This window comes from Bradyrhizobium diazoefficiens, assembly GCF_016612535.1.
Taxonomy (GTDB): domain Bacteria; phylum Pseudomonadota; class Alphaproteobacteria; order Rhizobiales; family Xanthobacteraceae; genus Bradyrhizobium; species Bradyrhizobium diazoefficiens_C.
The window spans coordinates 1,857,127-1,875,640 of record NZ_JAENXS010000001.1 but is presented as its reverse complement, the minus strand read 5'-3'; the positions used below and the strand labels follow the sequence as shown (position 1 = coordinate 1,875,640).

At 64.1% G+C, this 18,514-nt stretch carries 17 protein-coding genes and 1 pseudogene; 5 read left to right on the top strand and 13 right to left on the bottom strand.

The features are described from left to right. Positions 1-23: 23 nt before the first annotated feature. Positions 24-380 carry a sulfur oxidation c-type cytochrome SoxX gene (soxX, locus tag JJE66_RS08845; RefSeq protein WP_200513847.1) on the bottom strand — a complete coding sequence of 119 codons (357 nt, stop codon included), beginning with the start codon at positions 378-380 and terminating at the stop codon, positions 24-26. A gap of 224 nt (positions 381-604) precedes the next feature. Here soxX and JJE66_RS08840 point away from each other — a divergent pair, with 224 nt between their 5' ends. Then, positions 605-1,276 carry a DUF938 domain-containing protein gene (locus JJE66_RS08840; RefSeq protein WP_200513846.1) on the top strand — a complete coding sequence of 224 codons (672 nt, stop codon included), beginning with the start codon at positions 605-607 and terminating at the stop codon, positions 1,274-1,276. A 14-nt stretch (positions 1,277-1,290) separates the two neighbouring features. Here the strand turns inward: JJE66_RS08840 and JJE66_RS08835 are convergent, their stop codons facing one another. Next, positions 1,291-3,360 carry a prolyl oligopeptidase family protein gene (locus tag JJE66_RS08835; RefSeq protein WP_200513845.1) on the bottom strand — a complete coding sequence of 690 codons (2,070 nt, stop codon included), beginning with the start codon at positions 3,358-3,360 and terminating at the stop codon, positions 1,291-1,293. A gap of 202 nt (positions 3,361-3,562) precedes the next feature. On the opposite strand from JJE66_RS08835, the gene JJE66_RS08830 reads away from it, so the two are divergent. Further along, complete coding sequence (locus JJE66_RS08830) at positions 3,563-4,810, top strand: MFS transporter (protein ID WP_200513844.1); 1,248 nt, start codon at positions 3,563-3,565, stop codon at positions 4,808-4,810. A 142-nt stretch (positions 4,811-4,952) separates the two neighbouring features. Next, entirely contained in the window at positions 4,953-6,191 is a 1,239-nt protein-coding gene (locus tag JJE66_RS08825) for an MFS transporter (protein WP_200513843.1), read from the top strand. Positions 6,192-6,295: 104 nt separating this feature from the next. Here JJE66_RS08825 and JJE66_RS08820 read toward each other — a convergent pair whose 3' ends face one another. Further along, positions 6,296-6,790 carry a VOC family protein gene (locus JJE66_RS08820; RefSeq protein ID WP_200513842.1) on the bottom strand — a complete coding sequence of 165 codons (495 nt, stop codon included), beginning with the start codon at positions 6,788-6,790 and terminating at the stop codon, positions 6,296-6,298. 83 nt (positions 6,791-6,873) lie between these two features. Beyond that, positions 6,874-7,419, bottom strand: a complete 546-nt coding sequence (locus tag JJE66_RS08815; protein ID WP_200513841.1) for a carboxymuconolactone decarboxylase family protein — start codon at positions 7,417-7,419, stop codon at positions 6,874-6,876. Positions 7,420-7,556: 137 nt separating this feature from the next. Between JJE66_RS08815 and JJE66_RS08810 the strand changes: the two genes are divergently transcribed. Next, a complete protein-coding gene (locus JJE66_RS08810; protein WP_200513840.1) occupies positions 7,557-8,771 on the top strand; it encodes an acyl-CoA dehydrogenase family protein in 1,215 nt (404 codons plus the stop codon). 174 nt (positions 8,772-8,945) lie between these two features. Further along, positions 8,946-10,085 (top strand): acyl-CoA dehydrogenase family protein, encoded by a 1,140-nt coding sequence (locus tag JJE66_RS08805; protein WP_200513839.1) that lies wholly within the window; start codon positions 8,946-8,948, stop codon positions 10,083-10,085. A 145-nt stretch (positions 10,086-10,230) separates the two neighbouring features. Here JJE66_RS08805 and JJE66_RS08800 read toward each other — a convergent pair whose 3' ends face one another. From JJE66_RS08800 to JJE66_RS08760, 9 genes and pseudogenes are all read right to left on the bottom strand, one after another. Beyond that, positions 10,231-11,268: an amino acid ABC transporter substrate-binding protein gene (locus JJE66_RS08800; RefSeq protein ID WP_200515308.1), complete on the bottom strand. Its 1,038-nt coding sequence runs from the start codon at positions 11,266-11,268 to the stop codon at positions 10,231-10,233. A 131-nt stretch (positions 11,269-11,399) separates the two neighbouring features. Beyond that, a pseudogene (locus tag JJE66_RS08795) lies at positions 11,400-11,992 on the bottom strand (L,D-transpeptidase). A 363-nt stretch (positions 11,993-12,355) separates the two neighbouring features. Beyond that, positions 12,356-13,330 (bottom strand): hypothetical protein, encoded by a 975-nt coding sequence (locus tag JJE66_RS08790; protein ID WP_200513838.1) that lies wholly within the window; start codon positions 13,328-13,330, stop codon positions 12,356-12,358. Between the two features lie 159 nt (positions 13,331-13,489). After that, positions 13,490-13,618 (bottom strand): DUF2474 domain-containing protein, encoded by a 129-nt coding sequence (locus JJE66_RS08785; protein ID WP_200513837.1) that lies wholly within the window; start codon positions 13,616-13,618, stop codon positions 13,490-13,492. Continuing rightward, positions 13,618-14,628, bottom strand: coding sequence for a cytochrome d ubiquinol oxidase subunit II (gene cydB / locus JJE66_RS08780; RefSeq protein WP_200513836.1), 1,011 nt, complete (start codon positions 14,626-14,628; stop codon positions 13,618-13,620). The genes JJE66_RS08785 and cydB overlap by 1 nt, the downstream gene beginning before the upstream one ends. After that, positions 14,625-16,034 carry a cytochrome ubiquinol oxidase subunit I gene (locus JJE66_RS08775; protein WP_200513835.1) on the bottom strand — a complete coding sequence of 470 codons (1,410 nt, stop codon included), beginning with the start codon at positions 16,032-16,034 and terminating at the stop codon, positions 14,625-14,627. Before JJE66_RS08775 ends, cydB begins: the two co-directional genes overlap by 4 nt. A 145-nt stretch (positions 16,035-16,179) precedes the next feature. After that, positions 16,180-16,737, bottom strand: a complete 558-nt coding sequence (locus tag JJE66_RS08770; protein ID WP_200513834.1) for a thioredoxin family protein — start codon at positions 16,735-16,737, stop codon at positions 16,180-16,182. Positions 16,738-16,768: 31 nt separating this feature from the next. Continuing rightward, on the bottom strand, positions 16,769-17,467 hold the full coding sequence (locus JJE66_RS08765) for a cytochrome c biogenesis CcdA family protein (protein ID WP_200513833.1): 699 nt from the start codon (positions 17,465-17,467) through the stop codon (positions 16,769-16,771). Positions 17,468-17,765: 298 nt separating this feature from the next. Next, entirely contained in the window at positions 17,766-18,377 is a 612-nt protein-coding gene (locus JJE66_RS08760) for a sigma-70 family RNA polymerase sigma factor (RefSeq protein WP_200513832.1), read from the bottom strand. Positions 18,378-18,514 lie beyond the last annotated feature (137 nt).

Sequence of the window (18,514 nt, the reverse complement as noted above, 5' to 3'; positions counted from 1 at the left end):
CTAAACGTCTCCTGGGCCGGCCGTTACAGCGTCTGCAGGAAATCAACGATCGCGTTGATCTCCTGTTCGGTCAGAATGCGATTCCGGCCGAACGGCGGCATCATGGTCTGCGGGTTGCGCTTGGTCTCGTCGAACAGGATCGCGACCAGCTCGTTGCGATTGGGATATTTGGCCTTGAGGTCCTTCAGCTCCGGCCCGATCGTGCCCGGCAAATCGCCGCCCTTGATGACATGGCAGGTCAGGCAATTGCCCTTGCCGCGGTCGAAAGCGAGCTTTTGGCCCTCGGCGATTGCGGACTGCGCCCACGCCGGGTGCACAGTGAGGCCCGTGAGGACGACCAGGGCGAGGAGCAGGGCGGGCTTGCGAGGAAGGGCGGTCAAGGCGTCGTTCCGAGGCTGATGATGTCTGCAAAAGATAGTGTTCAAAAGCACAAAGGGCATGCCCTGACAATCAAGACTATGCAGGCCGCAAAATGGCGTTAATATCTGCCGCATTGCAACTGAAGAGATAGATCGTTCATCAAGCCGGCTTTAACCGGCACTTATCTGGGGCGTTTGGCCCTTGTCGCGTTTTCGTCTGCTTTCTCGTTTTCCGGGGACATCAATTGGCTGAATATGTCGTTGAATTTGGCAGGGACGGCGGGAGGGTCGAACCTGACGGCCGTCTCGATGCGCCAGCCTTCCATCGCAATCACGAGGCGCTGTGGGCGGCGCTCGAAAAGCATCTCGCCGGGCGGGCGGGCGACGTGGTCGAGGTCGGCAGCGGAACCGGCCAGCACGTGGTCCATTTCGCCCGCCATACGCCCGATCTCGTCTGGTGGCCGAGCGACCTCAACCAGCGCCATGTGAAGAGCATCGAGGCCTGGCGCGTGCATTCGGGCCTGAAAAACATCCGCTCACCCCTGCGGATCGATCTCTCCGATCCCGGCTGGTGCCCGGAGATGAAGAGCGGGCAGGGGCCGAATAATCTCGCGGCCGTGTTCTGCGCCAACGTGATCCACATTGCGCCCTGGGCCGTGGCCGAGGGCCTGTTCGCCGGCGCCGGCCGTTACTTGCAGGCCGACGGCAAGCTGTTCCTCTACGGCCCGTTCAAGCGCGACGGCAAGCACACCGCACTCAGCAACGCCGTGTTCGACACGTCGTTGCGCGAGGGCAACCCCGATTGGGGCGTCCGCGATGTCAGCGATGTCGAGACACTCGCGCGAGGTGCGGGCCTTCGTCTCGTCGATGCCATCGACATGCCCGCGAACAATCTCACGCTGGTGTTTGCGCGTTAGGAGACGCGAGGCCGTCAGGCCTCCCCGTCGCGCCAGCCGATCTTGTCCTTCAGGAACTGATAGCCCAGCACCTCGAAGCCGGCGCGCTCCTTGTTGTCCTTGCCGTAGCCGTGGCCGCCGGCGGCCGGCTCGTAGAACCAGGCCTCATAACCCATCGCCTGCAGCTTTGCCGCCATCTTGCGCGCGTGGCCGGGATGGACGCGATCGTCGCGCCGTGTCGTGGCGATCAGGATCGGCGGATAGGACTGGCCGGGCTTGGCGTTGTGATAGGCGGAATAGGTCTTGAGCCACTCCCATTCGTCCGGCTTGTCGGGGTCGCCATATTCCGCGATCCAGCTCGCGCCCGCGAGCAGCTTGGTGTAGCGGCGCATGTCGATCAGCGGGATGGTGCAGAACAGTGCGCCGAAGCGCTCGGGGTAGCGCACCAGCATGTTGGTGATGAGGATGCCGCCGTTCGATCCGCCTTGGGCGGCAATGCGCTTCGCGCGCGTCACGCCGCGCCGGACGAGATCGGCGGCGACCGCCGCGAAATCATCATGCGACAGTTTCTTGCCGGCGAATCGCCCCGCATCGTGCCAGCGCGTGCCGAACTCGCCGCCGCCGCGCAAATTCGCCTGCACCGTGGTGCCGCCGCGCTCCAGCCACAGCTTGCCGAGCGAGGAATTGTAGTGCGGCTTCACGGCAAGTCCGAAGCCGCCATAGGCGTTCATATAGACCGGCGCATCGCCGGTCTCGCCTGCAGGGCCGGTCTGCACATAGGGGATGCGTTCGCCGTCAATCGAGATCGCCTCGTGTTGCGTCACCACGAGGCCATCCGCGTTGAAGGTCTTCGGCGCCTGCTTCAGGACAGTCGGACTTTCGACGCCGCGCTCGATCAGCAGCAGCGAGGGCGGTGTGAGCGGGTCCTGCACATTGGCGAGCAGGTCGCCGTTGCTTTCGGACGAATGGCGATCGAGCGGCCAGACATCGACGACGCCGATCTCGGGGAGGCCGCCGAGCGTCTCGCGGCTCCAGCCCGTGGTGGATGGCGTGCAAATCTCAAATCGCGGCTTGAGCTCGTCGAGGATCGACAGCACCAATCTGCCGGCGGTCCAAAAGAATCCCTGCAACGCGCGTCGAGGTCCGGGCTCGAACAGGATCGAGAAATCGCGGCTGCCGGCGAGGAACGCCGAGAGCGAAATGCCGAGCACGGCGTCGGCCGCGTAGGTTCGCGCTTCGATCGACCAATCCTTGCGCAGCTTCATGGCGAACCAGTCGCCATGCGCCTGCATCCAGATTCCGGTCGGCAGGTCGAGTTTCGTCGTGGTGCCGGCTTCGTCGTGCAGCCAGATGCCGTGATTGAAGAAGTCGATCTGGTCGATGATCCAGGCGCGCGGTTTCGCTCCGGTGTCGTCGGCGCTGCCATGGATCCCCATATGATCGGCCGTCGTCTCGAGCAGCACTTGCGCCTGATCCACGTTCTCGCCGCGCCGCCAAAGGCGGACGGTCCTCGCATATCCGGAGCTGGTCACCATGCCAGCGCCATAGGCGCTGGAGAGCAGCAAATTGTCCGGATCGAGCCAGTCGCTGCCGCCCTTGGCTTCCGGCAGCGTGAAGCCATCCGCAACGAAGCTCTTCGTCTCTGCGTCGAACTCCCGCAAGGTGACCGCGTCGCTGCCGCCGCGTGAGAAGCTCAGGATGGTCCGCGAACTGCCCGGTAGCGAACTGATCGAGCTCAGCAGCCAGTCTTCGCCCTCGCTCGCCGCAAGCATGTCGATATCAAGCACGATCTCCCAGGCCGGATTGGGCTTTCGAAACTCCGCCAGCGTGGTGCGCCGCCACAGGCCGCGCGGGTTGGTCGCATCCTTCCAGAGATTGTGGAGATAGCCGCCGCGACGTCCGACGTAGGGAATGTTGTCCGGACGGTCGTAGATCGCTGCGAGCGCGTCGCGGTCGCGCGCGAACGCCGCCCCGCCGAATGCATTGAGCGTCAGCCGATTCTGCCGTTCGACGAAATCGAGCGCGCGGGTGCCTTCGATCTCCTCCAGCCAGAGCCAGGGATCATCATCGGGAGCGCTGAGCGTAGGCCGGTCGTCGATGGACATGAACGAAACTCCGGAAGATCTCGGCGCGATAGGATTTGATCGAGCGCAAGCCGTCAAGGGCGCGGCCCGCTATCATCGGCCCGATTGCGTCAGAGGCATGGCCTGCGCCCGTTTGCGCCGGTTGCCCGCCCTCCCGCGTCCCTCCATAGTGCCGGAAATCACCAAGGCTTTTACTTAAAAGACCCTGCGGGCGGAAATGCCGATGCTAGACGTGACTTCAGCCAATGAGATCGCCGACGATGCCCGCGTGCATGGCAATGTGGTGCGCCTCGCCGCAGCGCAGGCGCTGACCGGCGCCAATTCGGCGGTGATCTTTGCCACCGGCTCGATCGTCGGCGCGACACTTGCGCCCGACATGTCGTTCGCGACGGTGCCGATCTCGATGTATGTGCTCGGGCTCGCCGCCGGCACGCTGCCGACCGGCGCGATCTCGCGCCGCTTCGGCCGCCGCGCGGCCTTCATCGTCGGCACGGGTCTCGGCACGCTCACTGGCCTGACCGGCTCGTTCGCGATCCTGCACGGCTCGTTCGCGCTGTTTTGTTTCGCGACCTTCCTCGGTGGCCTCTACGGCTCCGTGGCGCAATCCTATCGTTTCGCGGCGGCCGACGGCGCCAGCGCGGCCTACCGGCCCAAAGCGGTGTCCTGGGTGATGGCCGGCGGCGTGTTCGCCGGCGTGCTCGGTCCGCAGCTCGTGCAGTGGACCATGGACGTCTGGTCGCCTTATCTGTTCGCCTTCAGCTTCCTGGTGCAGGCGGCCGTCGCGCTGATCGCGATGGGCATCGTCGCCGGGGTCGACATGCCGAAGCCGGCGCCGGCGGATCTCCATGGCGGCCGACCGCTGCTCGACATCGTGACCCAGCCGCGCTTCATCGCGGCCGCATTGTGCGGCGTCATCGCCTATCCCATGATGAACCTGGTGATGACGTCGGCGCCGCTCGCCATGAAGATGTGCGGCCTCAGTCTCAGCGATTCCAATTTCGGCATTCAATGGCACATCGTCGCCATGTACGGGCCGAGCTTCTTCACCGGCGCGCTGATTGCCCGCTTCGGCGCCCCCCGAATCGTTGCCGCCGGTTTGCTGCTCGAGGCCGGTGCCGCCACCATCGGTCTCTCCGGCGTCACCGCGATGCATTTCTGGGCCACGCTGATCGTGCTGGGCACCGGCTGGAATTTCTCCTTCATCGGCGCCTCCGCGCTGGTGCTGGAGACGCACCGCCCGCAGGAGCGCAACAAGGTGCAGGCCTTCAACGACTTCCTGGTGTTCGGGATGATGGCGATCGGCTCGTTCTCCTCCGGCCAGCTGCTTGCGAATTACGGCTGGTCCGCGGTGAACATGGTGGTGTTCCCGCCTGTTACGATCGGCCTGGTCGCGCTCTCGCTGGCGTCCTGGGCCCGCCGCCGCAAGGCGCGGCTCGACGCGGCCATGGGCGAGTTCCCCGACGCGATCTGAATTGGCAGGAGACTGTCAGCAACGGCGATACTTCGATCCAGGTCGAAGTGATTTTCGGCACGTGGATTGTTACATGATGCTCGTCATGGACAGGCGAGCGTGAGGCGAAGCGCTCGCGGGGGATAGCTCAGGAAAAGCGCAAATGCTCGACAATCCCCGCCCCACCACCCTGATCGACGAATCCTCCCTCCGCTACGAAGGCTGGCGCATCGTCGCGGTCTGCTTCCTGCTCGCGACCTTCGGCTGGGGGCTCGGCTTCTACGGCCAGAGCGTCTACGTCGCCGAGCTGCAGCGCGCGCGGGGCTGGCCGACCTCGCTGATCTCCTCGGGCACGACGTTTTTCTATCTGTTCGGCGCGCTGTTGGTGGTTTTCGTCGGCGAGGCCGTCCGGAAATATGGCCCACGGCTCTGCCTGATCGCCGGCACGCTGGCGATGGCGGCCGCCGCGGTCGCGATCGGCGCGGTGCGCGAGCCCTGGCAGCTTTATCTGGCCAATGCCGTGCTCGCCTTCGGCTGGGCCGGCACCAGTCTCGCCATGATCACCAACACCATCAGCCTGTGGTTCGACCACAAGCGCGGCATGGCGATCAGCCTGGCGCTGAACGGCGCAAGCTTTGGCGGCATCGTCGGCGTGCCGCTGCTGGTGACGATGATCAGCCATGTCGGCTTCGCGAGCGCGATGTATGCCACGTCAGGCGCCATGCTGGTGCTGCTGCTGCCGGTGATTTTGCTGGTCGTCGGCCGTCCGCCCGATCTTCATGCCTGGCATGGCGCGGCCAAAGCCAGGCCGCAGTCATCGGCGGAGATCCGCTCGCGCGCGCTGCGCGATGTCGGCTTCCTCACCGTGACGATTGCGTTCGCGCTGGTGCTGTTCGCGCAAGTGGGCTTCATCGTGCACCTGATCTCGTTCCTCGATCCCGTGATCGGCCGTGAGCGCGCCGCTGTTGCAGTTGCAGTGCTGACCGCGATGGCTGTAATCGGCCGGGTGCTGTTCTCGATGGTGATAGATCGCCTCAATCAGCGGCTCGCCTCGGCGCTGTCGTTCCTCAGCCAGGCGGCGGCGTTGTGCGTCGTGATCAACATCCACAACGACTACGTGTTGATCGCAGCCTGCGCAGTATTCGGCTTCTCGGTCGGCAACCTCATCACGCTGCCGTCACTGATCGTGCAGCAGGAGTTCGACTCCGCCTCGTTCGGCGTGCTGATCAGCCTGAACACCGCGATCAACCAGGTGACGTATGCATTCGGCCCCGGAATCGTCGGCGCCTTGCGCGATTGGTCCGGCGGATATTCGCTACCGTTCTATCTCTGCATCGCGCTGGAGGTGATTGCTGCGGCGCTGATCATGGTGCGGGGAAATAGGTTTCGTAGGGTGGGTTAGCGAAGCGTAACCCACCAACTTCGTCCCGCATTCGCCTGATGCATGGTGGGTTACGCCCTGCAGATGCCCTTCGTGCATCTGCAGGGCTAACCCACCCTACGAAACTACGCCTCCCGCTGCCTCAGCAATCCCTCCACATCCAGCCGCTTGGTAAACATCGCGAGCTTCCCATCGGGTCCGAACGGCCATTGCTCCCTCGGCTTGTCCCAATACAGCTCGACGCCATTCTCGTCGGGATCGCGCAGATACAGCGCCTCGCTGACGCCGTGGTCGCTGGCGCCGTCCAGCGCAATACCGGCCGAGAGCACGCGATGCAGTGCGTCCGCGAGCGCCGGCCGCGTCGGATAGAGGATCGCGGTGTGGAACAGCCCGGTCGTGCCCGGCGGCGGCGGCGAGCCGCCCTTGCTTTCCCAGGTGTTGAGCCCGATGTGGTGATGATAGCCGCCGGCCGCGATGAAGGCTGCGCCCGAGCCCATGCGCTGCATCAGCTCGAAGCCGAGCACGCCGCAATAGAAGCCGAGCGCACGATCGAGATCGGCGACCTTGAGGTGGACGTGGCCGATCCTTGTGCCGGCGGCGACGGCTGCGGTTTGCGACATGTGTTGCTCCATTGACGGACTCCAGATAGGCCCCGTTTCGGGACTGCGCTACGGCCCTGTCCCGAAACCCATCGTTTCCGAAACTATGACAGCTCCCGCACCTCGCCCTCCGGCAGCTCGAACTCAAAGGTGTTCAGCGTCATCGACACCATCGTGTAATAGCCGCACAGGCCGATCACCTCGACGACGCCGCGTTCGCTGAGAAGCTTGACCGCCTCGTCATAGAGACCCTTCTCGACGCCGTGGCCTTCGTGCAGCGACTTCGCGAGGTCGTAGATCATCTTGCCCTTGGGGTCGTCGAAGTCAGGCGTGCGGCGGTCGCGGATCGCGTCGATGATCTCCACCTTCATGCCGCCCGCAAGTGCGAGGCGTTTATGCGCATACCATTCGTAATGCGCCGTCCAGTGTCGCGCCGTCACCAGGATCGCAATCTCCGAGAGCTTTGCCGGGAATATCGTGTCGTAGCGCAGGACCTCGCCGAGCCGCGTGGCGTGACAGGCCATGTCGGGGCTGTTGAGCCAGGCCATCATCGGCGCCGGCGGCTTGCCGCGTTTGCCGGCAATCGACTCGTCATAGGTCTGCCGCTGGCTCTCGCTCATTTCGCCAGGCGAAAGAAGTTTCAGGCGCATTCTCGTTTCCTCTTTGTTTTCAAGCACCGCCGTGCTGGCGACTATAGCGGAAGCGCGGCTCGGAAGTGGTTGAATTCCACGGTGCAATGGCCCAGAGTCGCACCCAACAAGTCGATTGTGATTGATGGAAACGACCCATGACTGATTCCAAAACCAGTGAATCTGAAACCGCCGATCTCGAGCAATTCCGCAACGAGACCCGCGCCTGGCTGGAAGCCAACTGCCCGCCGGAAATGCGCAAGCCTGCAACGTCGGATGCCGACGTGTTCTGGGGCGGACGCAACGCCAAATTCTCCTCCGAGCCGCAGCGCATCTGGTTCGAGCGCATGCGCGACAAGGGCTGGACCGTGCCGGATTGGCCCAGGGAATATGGCGGCGGTGGTCTCAGCGCTGCCGAGCTCAAGGTGCTGCGCTCCGAGATGGTCAGGATGGGCGCGCGCCCGCCGCTGTCGAGCTTCGGCATCTGGATGCTCGGGCCGGCGCTGCTGAAATACGGCAACGAGGCGCAGAAAAAAGAGCACCTGCCGAAGATTGCAGCGGGCCTGATCCGCTGGTGCCAGGGCTATTCCGAGCCGAACGCCGGCTCCGATCTCGCCTCGCTCCAGACCCGCGCCGAAAGCGACGGCGACGATTTCGTCATCACGGGGTCGAAGATCTGGACGTCCTACGCCAACTACGCCGACTGGATCTTCTGTCTCGTCCGCACCGATTCCGCGGCGAAGAAGCACGACGGCATCAGCTTCATCCTGTTCGACATGACCTCGAAGGGCGTGACGACCAAGCCGATCCTGCTGATCTCCGGCTACTCGCCGTTCTGCGAGACTTTCTTCGACGGCGTCCGCGTGCCGAAATCGCATGTGGTCGGCACTGTCAATCGTGGCTGGGACGTCGCAAAATATCTGCTCCAGCATGAGCGCGCGATGATCTCCGGCATGGGCGAGCGCGGCGTCGGCCGTCCGCTCGGCCAGATCGCGGCTGACTCCGTCGGCGCCGATGCGCTGGGGCGGCTCGATGATTCGATGCTACGTGGCCGGATTGCGAGCTTCGACGTCGATGAAGCAGCGCTTGCGGCCTGCGCCGAGCGCGCGGTCGATCTCGCCAAGGCAGGGCAGGCGCATCCGGCGTTCTCGTCGGCGATGAAATATTACGGCACCGAGCTCAACAAGCGCCGCTACGAGATCCTGATGTCGGCGGGCGGCGTCGATGCGCTCGAATGGGAGAGCGAGCGCTCCAGGCAAGGCGCTCGTCCGCGCGCATGGCTGCGCACCAAGGCCAACTCGATCGAAGGCGGCACCAGCGAGGTGATGCTCGGCATCGTCGCCAAGCGCATCCTCGATCTGCCGGGGGCGTGAGGCTGCTCTAACCACACGTCATTCCGGGCGCGCGGAGCGCGAGCCCGGATTCCATTTCACTGCAAGTTTGTGGCCCAATGGATTCCGGGCCTGGCCCTTCGGGCCATCCCCATTGTGCAATTGCACAATGGGGATGACAAAGACAAATAGATTCTCGAATCGGAAACACCAACCATGGCCCTCGTCCTCACCGAAGAACAATCATTGCTCCGCGACAGCGCGCGCGGGCTGATCAGCGACAAGGCGCCGGTGTCGCACCTGCGCGGCTTGCGCGACACCAAGGATCCCACCGGCTTCTCCAAGGAGCTGTGGCACTCTTTTGCCGAGATGGGCTTTGCCGGCCTCCTGGTGCCGGAAGAATTCGGCGGCAGCGGCCTCGGCTTCATGGAAGCCGGAATCGTCATGGAGGAGATCGGCCGCACCTTGATGCCGTCGCCGTTCCTCGCCACCAGCGTGGTCGCGGCGTCGGCCCTGAACCGCGGCGGCAACGCCGCGCAGAAGGCGGAATATCTGCCGAAGATTTCCAGCGGCTCGCTGCTCGCGACGCTTGCGATCGACGAGGGCGCAAAACATCGTCCGCTCCAGACCAATCTCCAGGCCGTGCGCGCCGGCAACGGTTTCAAGCTCTCCGGTGCCAAGGCACTGGTCGTCGACGGTCACGTCGCCGACCTCTTCATCGTCGCCGCGCGCACCGCCGGCTCCACCGGCGAGCGCGAGGGGCTGACGCTGTTCCTGGTCAACCCCAAGGCCAAAGGCGTCGCGATCGAGCGCACCATCATGGTCGACGCGCACAATGCGGCGCGGATCGAGTTGGCCAATGTCGAGGTCAATGCCGACAGCGTGCTCGGCGAAGTGGACCAGGGCGCGGCTTTGCTCGAGGGCGTGCTCGATATCGGTCGCGGCGCCGTCGCCGCCGAAATGGTGGGATTGAGCGACGAAGTCTTTAACCGCACCGTCGAGTATCTCAAGAACAGAAAACAGTTCGGCAAGCTGATCGGCGAATTCCAGGCGCTGCAGCACCGCGCCGCCGAACTCTATGTCGACATTGAGATCACCCGTGCCGCGACGATGAAGGCGCTCCAGGCGCTTGACGTTGATATCGCCAAGGCTGCCTCAGTCGTCGCCGTCGCCAAGGCCCGCGCCGGCACCACCGCCACCCGCGCGGTGCAGGAAGGCGTGCAGATGCATGGCGGCATGGGCATGACCGACCAGTTCGACATCGGCTTCTTCATGAAGCGCGCGCGGGTGTGCGAGGAATTGTTCGGGGATGCCAATTACCACACCGAGCAGCTGGCGCGGGCGCGGGGATATTGAGCCGCTCTTGTAGGGTGGGTTAGCCCTGCAGAAGCGCGAAGCGCATCTGGAGGGCGTAACCCACCAACTTTGTTCGGCGAACGCGGAAACATGGTGGGTTACGCTTCGCTAACCCACCCTACGAGGTCTCGCCGGGGAGCCGCCGTTACCGCATCGGCGGCGCGTATTGCACGCCACCGGCGTTCCACAGCTGGTTCATGCCGCGCGGGATCTTCAGCTTGGACTTCTCGCCGATATTGCGCTCGTACACCTCGCCGTAATTGCCGACGTGGCGGATGATGCGGACGACCCAGTCCTTGGTCAGGCCGAGCTGCTCGCCGTAATTGCCCTCGGTGCCGACCAGCCGCATCACTTCCGGCTTCTTCGACTTCAGGGCTTCGTCGATGTTCTCCGAGGTGACGCCGAGCTCTTCGGCGTTGATCATCGCGTAAAGCGTCCACTTCACGATCATCATCCAGTCGTCGTCGCGCTGGCGCACCACGGGGGCGAGCGGCTCCTTGGAGATCACGTCGGGCAGGATCATGTGGTCGCCGGGCTTCGACATGTTCAGCCGCAGTGCATAGAGCTGCGAGACGTCGGCGGTCAGCGTGTCGCACTTGCCGGCGTCGTAAGCCTTCACCACGTCGTCCAGCTTGTCGAACTTCACCAACTCATACTTCATGTTGTTGGCGCGGAAGTAGTCGGCGAGGTTGAGCAGCGTAGTGGTGCCGGCCTGCACGCAGACCTTGCTGTCAGCAAGATCCAGCGAAGTCTCCTTGTTGCGGGAGCGCGGCACCATGAAACCTTCGCCGTCGTAATAGGCGACGGCAGGGAAGTAGAGATCGTAGTCGAGCTCACGCGACATGCTCCAGGTCGAATTGCGCGAGAGGATGTCGACCTTGCGGCTCTGCAATTCCTTGAAGCGCTCGCTGGCGTCGAGTGGAATGAATTTGGCCTTGCCCGGATCGTCGAAGATGGCGGAGGCCACTGCGCGGCAGAAATCGACGTCGAAGCCGGTCCAGTTGCCCTTGTCGTCGGGGATCGAGAAGCCCGGCAGGCCCTTGTTGACGCCGCACAGCACTTCGCCGCGGCGAACCGTGCGCTTCAGCGTGCGGGTGTCGTAGAACTCGTAAGTGATGGCCAAGGCGGCGACCAGCACGGCGACCGCGAGCCCGATCAGCAGGCCGCCTCGAAATGTGCGCATCATGTTGCTCTCTCGAAAAATCGGGAAAAGGAATTCAGGCGAGGGCGGAAGGCACGATCCGGACCCGGAGGGCCGTGGTAGCGCAAAGTGCGAAGCGGGTTTCCGAGAAGATCGTACCCAGAAGATAAATCTTAAAGTTCAGGCTTCTGCCGGATGACCACCTTGGTGCCAACAGGGACGCGATCGTAGAGGTCGGCAACGTCATTGTTGACGAGACGGAAGCAGCCCGACGACACCTTGGTGCCGATCGTGTCGGGCCGGTTGGTGCCGTGGATGCGGTAGACCGTGGTGCCCAGATACATGGCGCGGGCGCCGAGCGGGTTGCCGGGCCGCCGGCCATGAAGCGCGGCAGATAGGGCTGGCGCTGGATCATCTCCGCCGGCGGCGTCCAGTCCGGCCATTCCTTCTTGTTGGTGATGTTCACCAGCCCCTGCCACTGAAAACCGTCGCGGCCGACGCCGATGCCGTAGCGGATCGCGCGCCCGCCGGGCTGCACCAGATAGAGGTGGCGCTCGGTGGTGGAGATGATGATGGTGCCCGGCGCTTCGGTCGTGCGGTAGTACACGACCTGCTTCTGCCATTCCGGATCGAGCTCGTAGCTGTCATCGGCGATCAGACCAGGCTCGTCGCCGCGGTCGGGCTGCTGCGCGAAGGCCTGCGGCGCGGACAGGATCAGGCCGATCGCAGCCACAAACGCCCCGGTCAGCCGACGAAAATCCGTCATTTCAAGCTCTCCCCGCTGCCACAGCGCAAATCGTCAGGAACCATCTGAATTCAGGGGCAGCTTCGTGGCAAGTTGATGGCGCGCCCGCCTGGTATGTCACGAGAATGCTTTGGTTTTTTGACGGGGCCCGGCAATGCCATGAACGGGGGATGGCGCGAAAAGCACAGATTGCGTCGTGAGACCGGTGCGCTCCCTCCCCCGCGTGCGGGGGAGGGCTGGGGAGAGGGTGTTTCCGCGATGGGGCACTCCCGATGTGGAGAGAGCCCTCACCCGCGCCTTCGGCGCGACCTCTCCCGCAAGCGGGAGAGGCACAGACCGAATTCGCGGGTGAGACCAACTTCGACAATTGGCACTAGATGCCAGCTAAATCTGGCTGGCCTCAGGCCCAATCCCGAGCCGCCGGACGATCTCGGTGCCCACGGCCCGCGCTTCGTTGCGCGATCCGATGCGGGGGCTGCGAAACTTGCGTCCGGACTGCAACCGGATCACGACGATGCAGTGCTCGTCCTCGGACCGGCCGCGGCGCTCGACCGTGATCGCTTTGACGTCGCGCCCTTCAATATGGTCCGCGCGCGGCTGGCCGTTGCCCCAGAGGCGTTCGACGCGGATATCCTCTTGCCGGATGATCCAGAAGGCCCCGGTGACCAGATTGGCGAATCTGTAAACCGCGAACCCGGCGATGACGCCAAGCGGCAGCAGCATGATGTCGATCGAATTGGGCGGCAAACCCCGCCACAGCCTGTAGGCGTAGGGTGCACCACTCAGCGCGACGACGATCAAGGCTGCGATCCGGATGTCCCTCTGGGGAAACGGCTCGACGGGTTCGCCGAGACGCATCTCGGGATTGCTGGCATCGAGCGGATTGACCGGCGCCTCGACGTCGGGAACATCGAATTGCGTGGCGATGCGGGCCACGGTGTCACGAACATGCGTGACGTCGGCGAGGGACGGGCTTGTCAGGCGTTCGCCCGAGGTCAGCGTAAAGGCCAGCTGGAAGCGGGCCTTGGCGGTTTTGCTGCCAGGAACCTGAAGCCCCCTGATGTCGTCTTTCGTGACGATCCTGGTCTGAAGCTTGCCGAACGGACGCTGCCGCCCGATCAGGATTTCTTCGGGCGTGATGATCCACACCACCGCCGGGGTCAGCATGACGGCACCGACGAACGCGGCGCCCGCCAGCATCGCGACCACGGAGATGATCACCTCGAGCGCATCGTGTGTGAACAGGCCCGGCGTGAAACAAAGCGCAACGGCCGCCGCAGACCCGGCCATGACCAGGCGCTGCGCGATCGAGGAGCCTTCACGAAGGCGAATGTCGTTGCTGGTGGTCGCGTCGTCCATTACGAGCGGCTTGTTGCAGGGCTGCGAAACTCTACGGGCGGGTCCGCGGAGTCAAGCCGCCTCGGACGTCCCCGATGCGACCGCGGCGTTCAGCAGCCGCGCCACGGTGCGGTCGTCGTTAGCGGCCGTGGCGCACGATTCCTTCGGTGGCCCGGCCGATCATTTCGGCGCAAGCCACAGTCTGAGACCGAACGAAATCGCGGTGACGGCGCCCACGCCGCCGAGCCAGAGAACGGCGAACCACATCAGTCGCTGCCACAGCGGCTTCGGCTCCGCTTCGCGCGGCATCAGTGGTAACCGCTCGCGGCCCTGACCTTGCCGCGGAAGACCCAATAGGCCCAGCCGGTATAGCCGAGAATCAGTGGCACCAGTCCGGCCACGCCGACGAGCATGAAGAGCTGGCTGTTTTGCGGCGCAGCCGCCTGCCAGATCGTGATGCTCTGCGGCACGATATAGGGATACATGCTGATGCCGAGCCCGGCATAGGACAGCGCGAACAGAACCAGCGTCAGGACAAACGGCCTGGAGTCCTGCTTCTGCGAGAGGCTTCGCATCAGGAGCGCGGTCACGGCCGCGACAGCGACCGGAACCGGCGTGACCAGGATGATGTTCGGCCAAGTGAACCAGCGCTGCGCATATTGGATGCTGAGAAACGGCGTGGCGATGCTGACCGTTGCGATTGCCGCAAGCATCGCGAACAGCAGATACCAACTCAGCCTGTAGGCCTTGTCGCGCAGGGCGCCCTCGGTTTTCAGAACGAGCCAGGTGGCGCCCAGCAGGGAGTAGCCGATCATCAGGGCAATTCCCGTCAGGAGGCTGAACGGCGTCAGCCAGTCCCACCAGCCGCCGGCGTATTGCCGCGCCTCTACATGCACGCCTTGCAGGATAGCGCCGAGCGCGACGCCCTGCGCCAGCGTCGCCAGCAGCGATCCCAAGGCAAAGGCAATGTCCCAGCGGTTTCGCGCCGCCGTGGTGCGCCAGCGAAATTCGAAGGCGACGCCGCGGAAGACCAGCCCAATCAACATCGCGATCATGGGTGTGTAGAGCGCTGGCATCAGCACTGCGTAGGCGAGCGGAAAGGCGGCCATCAGGCCGCCGCCGCCCAGCACGAGCCAGGTCTCGTTGCCGTCCCAGACCGGCGCCACGCTGTTCATCATGACGTCGCGGTCGGCCTTGGCGGGAAACAGGGGAAACAGGATGCCGAGGCCCAGATCGAAGCCGTCCATCACGACGTAGACGAATACCGCGAACGCGATGATGAACGCCCAGACGGTGGCGAGGTCGATGGCGGCGGTCATGACAGCACCCCCTGTCCCGCAACGCCCGAGGCCGGAGTGATGCCGGCGGCGCGCGCCGGCAGGTCGCCGCGCGGCCCCTGCTCTCCGTGATGCGGCGATGATCCCATCAAGCGCAGGATGTAGACGACGCCCGCCGCGAACACGACGAAGTAGACGACGATGAAGGCCAGCAATGACGACCCCACCGCCGGCGCGGCCAGCGGCGAGGCTGCGTCCGCCGTTCGCAACAGGCCGTAGACCGTGAAAGGCTGCCGGCCTGTCTCGGTGGTGATCCAGCCCGCAAGCACCGCAATGAACCCCGCGGGCCCCATCGTCAGCGCGAACATGTGCAGTGGCCGGGAGTCGAACAGGGTGCCGCGCCAGCGGGCCCACAGGCTCGAAAGCCCCAGCCCGAACATCAGGAAGCCCAGCGCGACCATGATGCGGAACGACCAGAATGTGATCGGCACCGGTGGCCAGTTTTCGCGGGGCACGGTGTCCAGCCCCGCGAGCGGCGCATCGAGCGAGTGTTTCAGGATCAAAGAGGACAGTTTCGGGATTGCGATCTCATAGTCGATCCTGCCGGCGGCCTGATCGGGCAGTCCGAACAGGACGAGTGGTGCGCCGTTGCCGTGGCTCTGGTAGTGCCCTTCCATCGCCATGACCTTGGCTGGTTGATGCGCCAGCGTGTTGAGGCCGTGCTGGTCGCCGGCCAGGATCTGGACCGGCGCGACCAGTGCCGCCATCCACATCGCCATCGAGAACATGACCCGGGGGCCGGCAAGATGCGGGTCGCGCAGCAGATGATACGCGCCGACGGCGCCGACCACGAGCGACGTGGTCAGGTAGGCGGCGAGCACCATATGGACGAGCCGATAGGGGAAGGACGGATTGAAGATGACCTCGAGCCAGTCGGCGACCACGAACTGGCCATCGGAATTGACGGCGTAGCCCGCCGGGGTTTGCATCCACGAATTGGCCGATAGGATCCAGAACGCCGAGATCAGCGTGCCGATCGCAACCATCAACGTCGCGACGAAGTGCAGCCTCGGGCCGACGCGATCAAGACCGAACAGCATCACGCCGAGGAACCCGGCTTCGAGGAAGAACGCGGTCAGCACCTCGTAAGCCATCAAGGGACCGATGACCGGTCCCGTCTTGTCGGCAAAGCCCGACCAATTGGTTCCGAACTGGTAGGACATCACGATGCCCGACACCACGCCCATGCCGAAGGCAATCGCGAAGATCTTCAGCCAATAGTGGAACAGGTTGAGAAAGACCTCCCGGCCGGTCCACAGCCAGATGGCTTCCAGCACGGCAAGATAGCTGGCAAGCCCGATCGAGAATGCCGGAAACACGATGTGGAACGACATCGTGAATGCGAACTGCGCACGTGCAAGCACGATGGGATCAAGGTTCGATAGCATCGGCGCTCCCGTCACAACGCAACGTGTTGTGGTTATAGGGGGCGCCGATCTGGCTGCTCAGCTACGCCATCGCGCCCGGCTTAGGCATATGATGACCAATGCCGTCCTCCCATCCTATAGGACTCTTTGTCTAACCCGTACGACATCAGCTATTGGCGTTCAGCAGCCTGGCCACGGCGCGGTCGATCTCGTCGTAACGGCCTTCGCCTTCGTGCTGAAACACGATCTTGCCGTTCTGGTCGATAAGGTATTGCGCCGGCCAATATTGGTTGCGATAGGCGTTCCAGGTGCCGGAATCATTGTCCTGCGCCACCGGATAGGTGATGCCGTGGCGCTTCAGCGCGGCCTGCACGTTGGAGGCGGAACGCTCGAACGGGAATTCCGGCGTGTGCACGCCGACCACGACGAGGCCCTTGTCCCTGTACTTGGCGTAAAGCTCGGTGACGTGCGGCAGCGTGTTGACGCAGTTGACGCAGCCATAGGTCCAGAAGTCGACCAGCACGACCTTGCCGCGCAGGCCGGCGATGCTCAGTGGCTTCGAGTTGAACCAGTTGCTGATGCCGGTGAAGTCGGGCGCGGACCCTTGCGTCGCGGCGGCGACCTTGATCGGCGCTGCGGCCTCGTCGCAGATGCCGGGAATGGCGGCGCCGGTCAGGGCGAAGCCGATCAGCGAGGCAGACACAGCGAGTAGTTTGAGAGTCATGGAAGCGTCCTCCGGTTGAGATGCTGGGTGATCACAGGCCGATCTGGCCGGTGGGGTAGAATCCGGTGAGCCACGCCACGATCAGCGTGTCGTATTGGAAGTAGGCGGCGATCGCGAAGGCGATCACGACCACGCCAAAACCCTGCTGCAGCCGCGGCGAGATGCGTGCGAGGCCGCGCACGCGCGTGGTCGCGGCCTGTCCGCCATAGGCGATCGCCAGCATCGGGATTGCCGCGCCGATCGCGTAGGCGATCAGCAGCGTGCCGGCCCAGGCCAGATTCCGGGAGGTCGCGACCAGCGTCAGGATCGAGCCGAGCACGGGACCGGCGCAGGGCGTCCAGACCAGGCCGAGCGTGGTGCCGAGCACGAGGCCGCCGAGCGCGCCCTCGCGTTGTGTGGCGCTGCCAGAACCGAGGTCGAGCCAGCCATTGAGCCGGATCGACAGCCATTCGAACGGCGCCGGCCACAGCATCAGCAGGCCGAATCCGAGCAGCAGGATCGCGGCGGCCTCGCGCAGCACGTTCGGATCGAAATCGAACAGCCGCGTCAGCGCGCCGAGCAGCAGTGCGACCGCGGAGAAGGAGATGACGAAGCCGAGCGCGATCATGGCGGGGCGCAGCTGCGACGTGCGCCCGATCGAGGCGCCAAGCAGGATCGGCAGCATCGGCAGCGTGCAGGGCGCTGCGATGGTGAGGATGCCGGCAAGGACGGCGAAGAGAAGTTCGAGCATCGGGGCACTCGTGAAGGAGGTCACGAGGGCAGTTCGGGATGGAGGCTGCGATCGTTACGCGGCGTCACACGTTCGTGACGGAGGGGGGCCCCCAAATACAAAGCGACCCGGAGGGGGGCATCCCGTCCGGGTCGCTGGAGGTCTTGGGAGGTTTAACGAAACCGTATGTGAGCTTTATAGGGACGAAGTTTTTCCGCCTGATGTTGTGGTTTGTTTCAATTGTTTCGTTGGCGGTAACGCTTTCGTGTCCCGGGACGGGGTCGCAGAAACGGCCCTATCTCTTTGAAATCATTCGATGTCAGGCCGCGAAACGGTCGACGCCGCAATGCTTAAGCAGATCGGCGAGCTGCTTGCGGGCATAGAACATCCGGGTCTTCACCGTGCTCTGGGGGATGCCGATGATCTGTCCGACCTCCTCCACCGACTTCTCATGGTAGTAGACGAGCGTGATAATCTCGCGATGTGCGGGCGACAACTTGGCGACGCAGGCGCGCAGGATGGCGCTGGTGTCGCTGCGGTCGAGCGACGTCTCCGGCGTGTCGCAGCTGTCCGGGATCTGGCGCACGTCTTCCTGGTCGATGTCCTCGAAGCGGCGCTGGCGCATCGCGGTCAGCGCCTTGAAGCGGGCGATCGACAGCAGCCAGGTCGAGACCTGCGAGCGGCCCTGGAACTGGCCGGCGGTCCGCCACACGTCCAAAAACACCTGGCTGACCAGGTCTTCCGCCGTGGTGGCGTCGCGGACGATGCGCAGAATGAAGCGGTACACACGCACATTATGACGGCAGTAAAGGATGTGCATGGACGTCCGGTTGCCGTCGGCAATGCTTTCCAGAAGCATATCGTCCGAGGTTGCCTGAGCGGCAATGATGCTCTGGCTGGCCTGGGCGTTGATGGCGATGACGTTCGGCATTGACTTAGCTCCCCGGTGCGCCGCAACCGAGCGGCGTTTCCTTGGACCAAAGTGTTAATGAGCCAACGTTTCGGGACGTCTGCACGAAAAGGGGAAAATGGTTTCGTGCGCCGTCAAATTGTTTCGTCGTAACGGCC

Bases quoted from the DNA above. Each gene is read 5' to 3' on its own strand.
- JJE66_RS08835 (WP_200513845.1), bottom strand. From the start codon at position 3,360: ATGTCCATCGACGACCGGCCTACGCTCAGCGCTCCCGATGATGATCCC.
- JJE66_RS08815 (WP_200513841.1), bottom strand. From the start codon at position 7,419: ATGCGCCTGAAACTTCTTTCGCCTGGCGAAATGAGCGAGAGCCAGCGG.
- JJE66_RS08770 (WP_200513834.1), bottom strand. From the start codon at position 16,737: ATGACTCTCAAACTACTCGCTGTGTCTGCCTCGCTGATCGGCTTCGCC.
- JJE66_RS08825 (WP_200513843.1), top strand. From the start codon at position 4,953: ATGCTCGACAATCCCCGCCCCACCACCCTGATCGACGAATCCTCCCTC.
- JJE66_RS08830 (WP_200513844.1), top strand. From the start codon at position 3,563: ATGCTAGACGTGACTTCAGCCAATGAGATCGCCGACGATGCCCGCGTG.
- cydB (WP_200513836.1), bottom strand. From the start codon at position 14,628: ATGACCGCCGCCATCGACCTCGCCACCGTCTGGGCGTTCATCATCGCG.
- JJE66_RS08775 (WP_200513835.1), bottom strand. From the start codon at position 16,034: ATGCTATCGAACCTTGATCCCATCGTGCTTGCACGTGCGCAGTTCGCA.
- JJE66_RS08785 (WP_200513837.1), bottom strand. From the start codon at position 13,618: ATGCCGCGCGAAGCGGAGCCGAAGCCGCTGTGGCAGCGACTGATGTGG.
- JJE66_RS08820 (WP_200513842.1), bottom strand. From the start codon at position 6,790: ATGTCGCAAACCGCAGCCGTCGCCGCCGGCACAAGGATCGGCCACGTC.
- JJE66_RS08800 (WP_200515308.1), bottom strand. From the start codon at position 11,268: ATGCGCACATTTCGAGGCGGCCTGCTGATCGGGCTCGCGGTCGCCGTG.
- JJE66_RS08765 (WP_200513833.1), bottom strand. From the start codon at position 17,467: ATGCTCGAACTTCTCTTCGCCGTCCTTGCCGGCATCCTCACCATCGCA.
- JJE66_RS08810 (WP_200513840.1), top strand. From the start codon at position 7,557: ATGACTGATTCCAAAACCAGTGAATCTGAAACCGCCGATCTCGAGCAA.
- JJE66_RS08790 (WP_200513838.1), bottom strand. From the start codon at position 13,330: ATGGACGACGCGACCACCAGCAACGACATTCGCCTTCGTGAAGGCTCC.
- JJE66_RS08760 (WP_200513832.1), bottom strand. From the start codon at position 18,377: ATGCCGAACGTCATCGCCATCAACGCCCAGGCCAGCCAGAGCATCATT.
- JJE66_RS08805 (WP_200513839.1), top strand. From the start codon at position 8,946: ATGGCCCTCGTCCTCACCGAAGAACAATCATTGCTCCGCGACAGCGCG.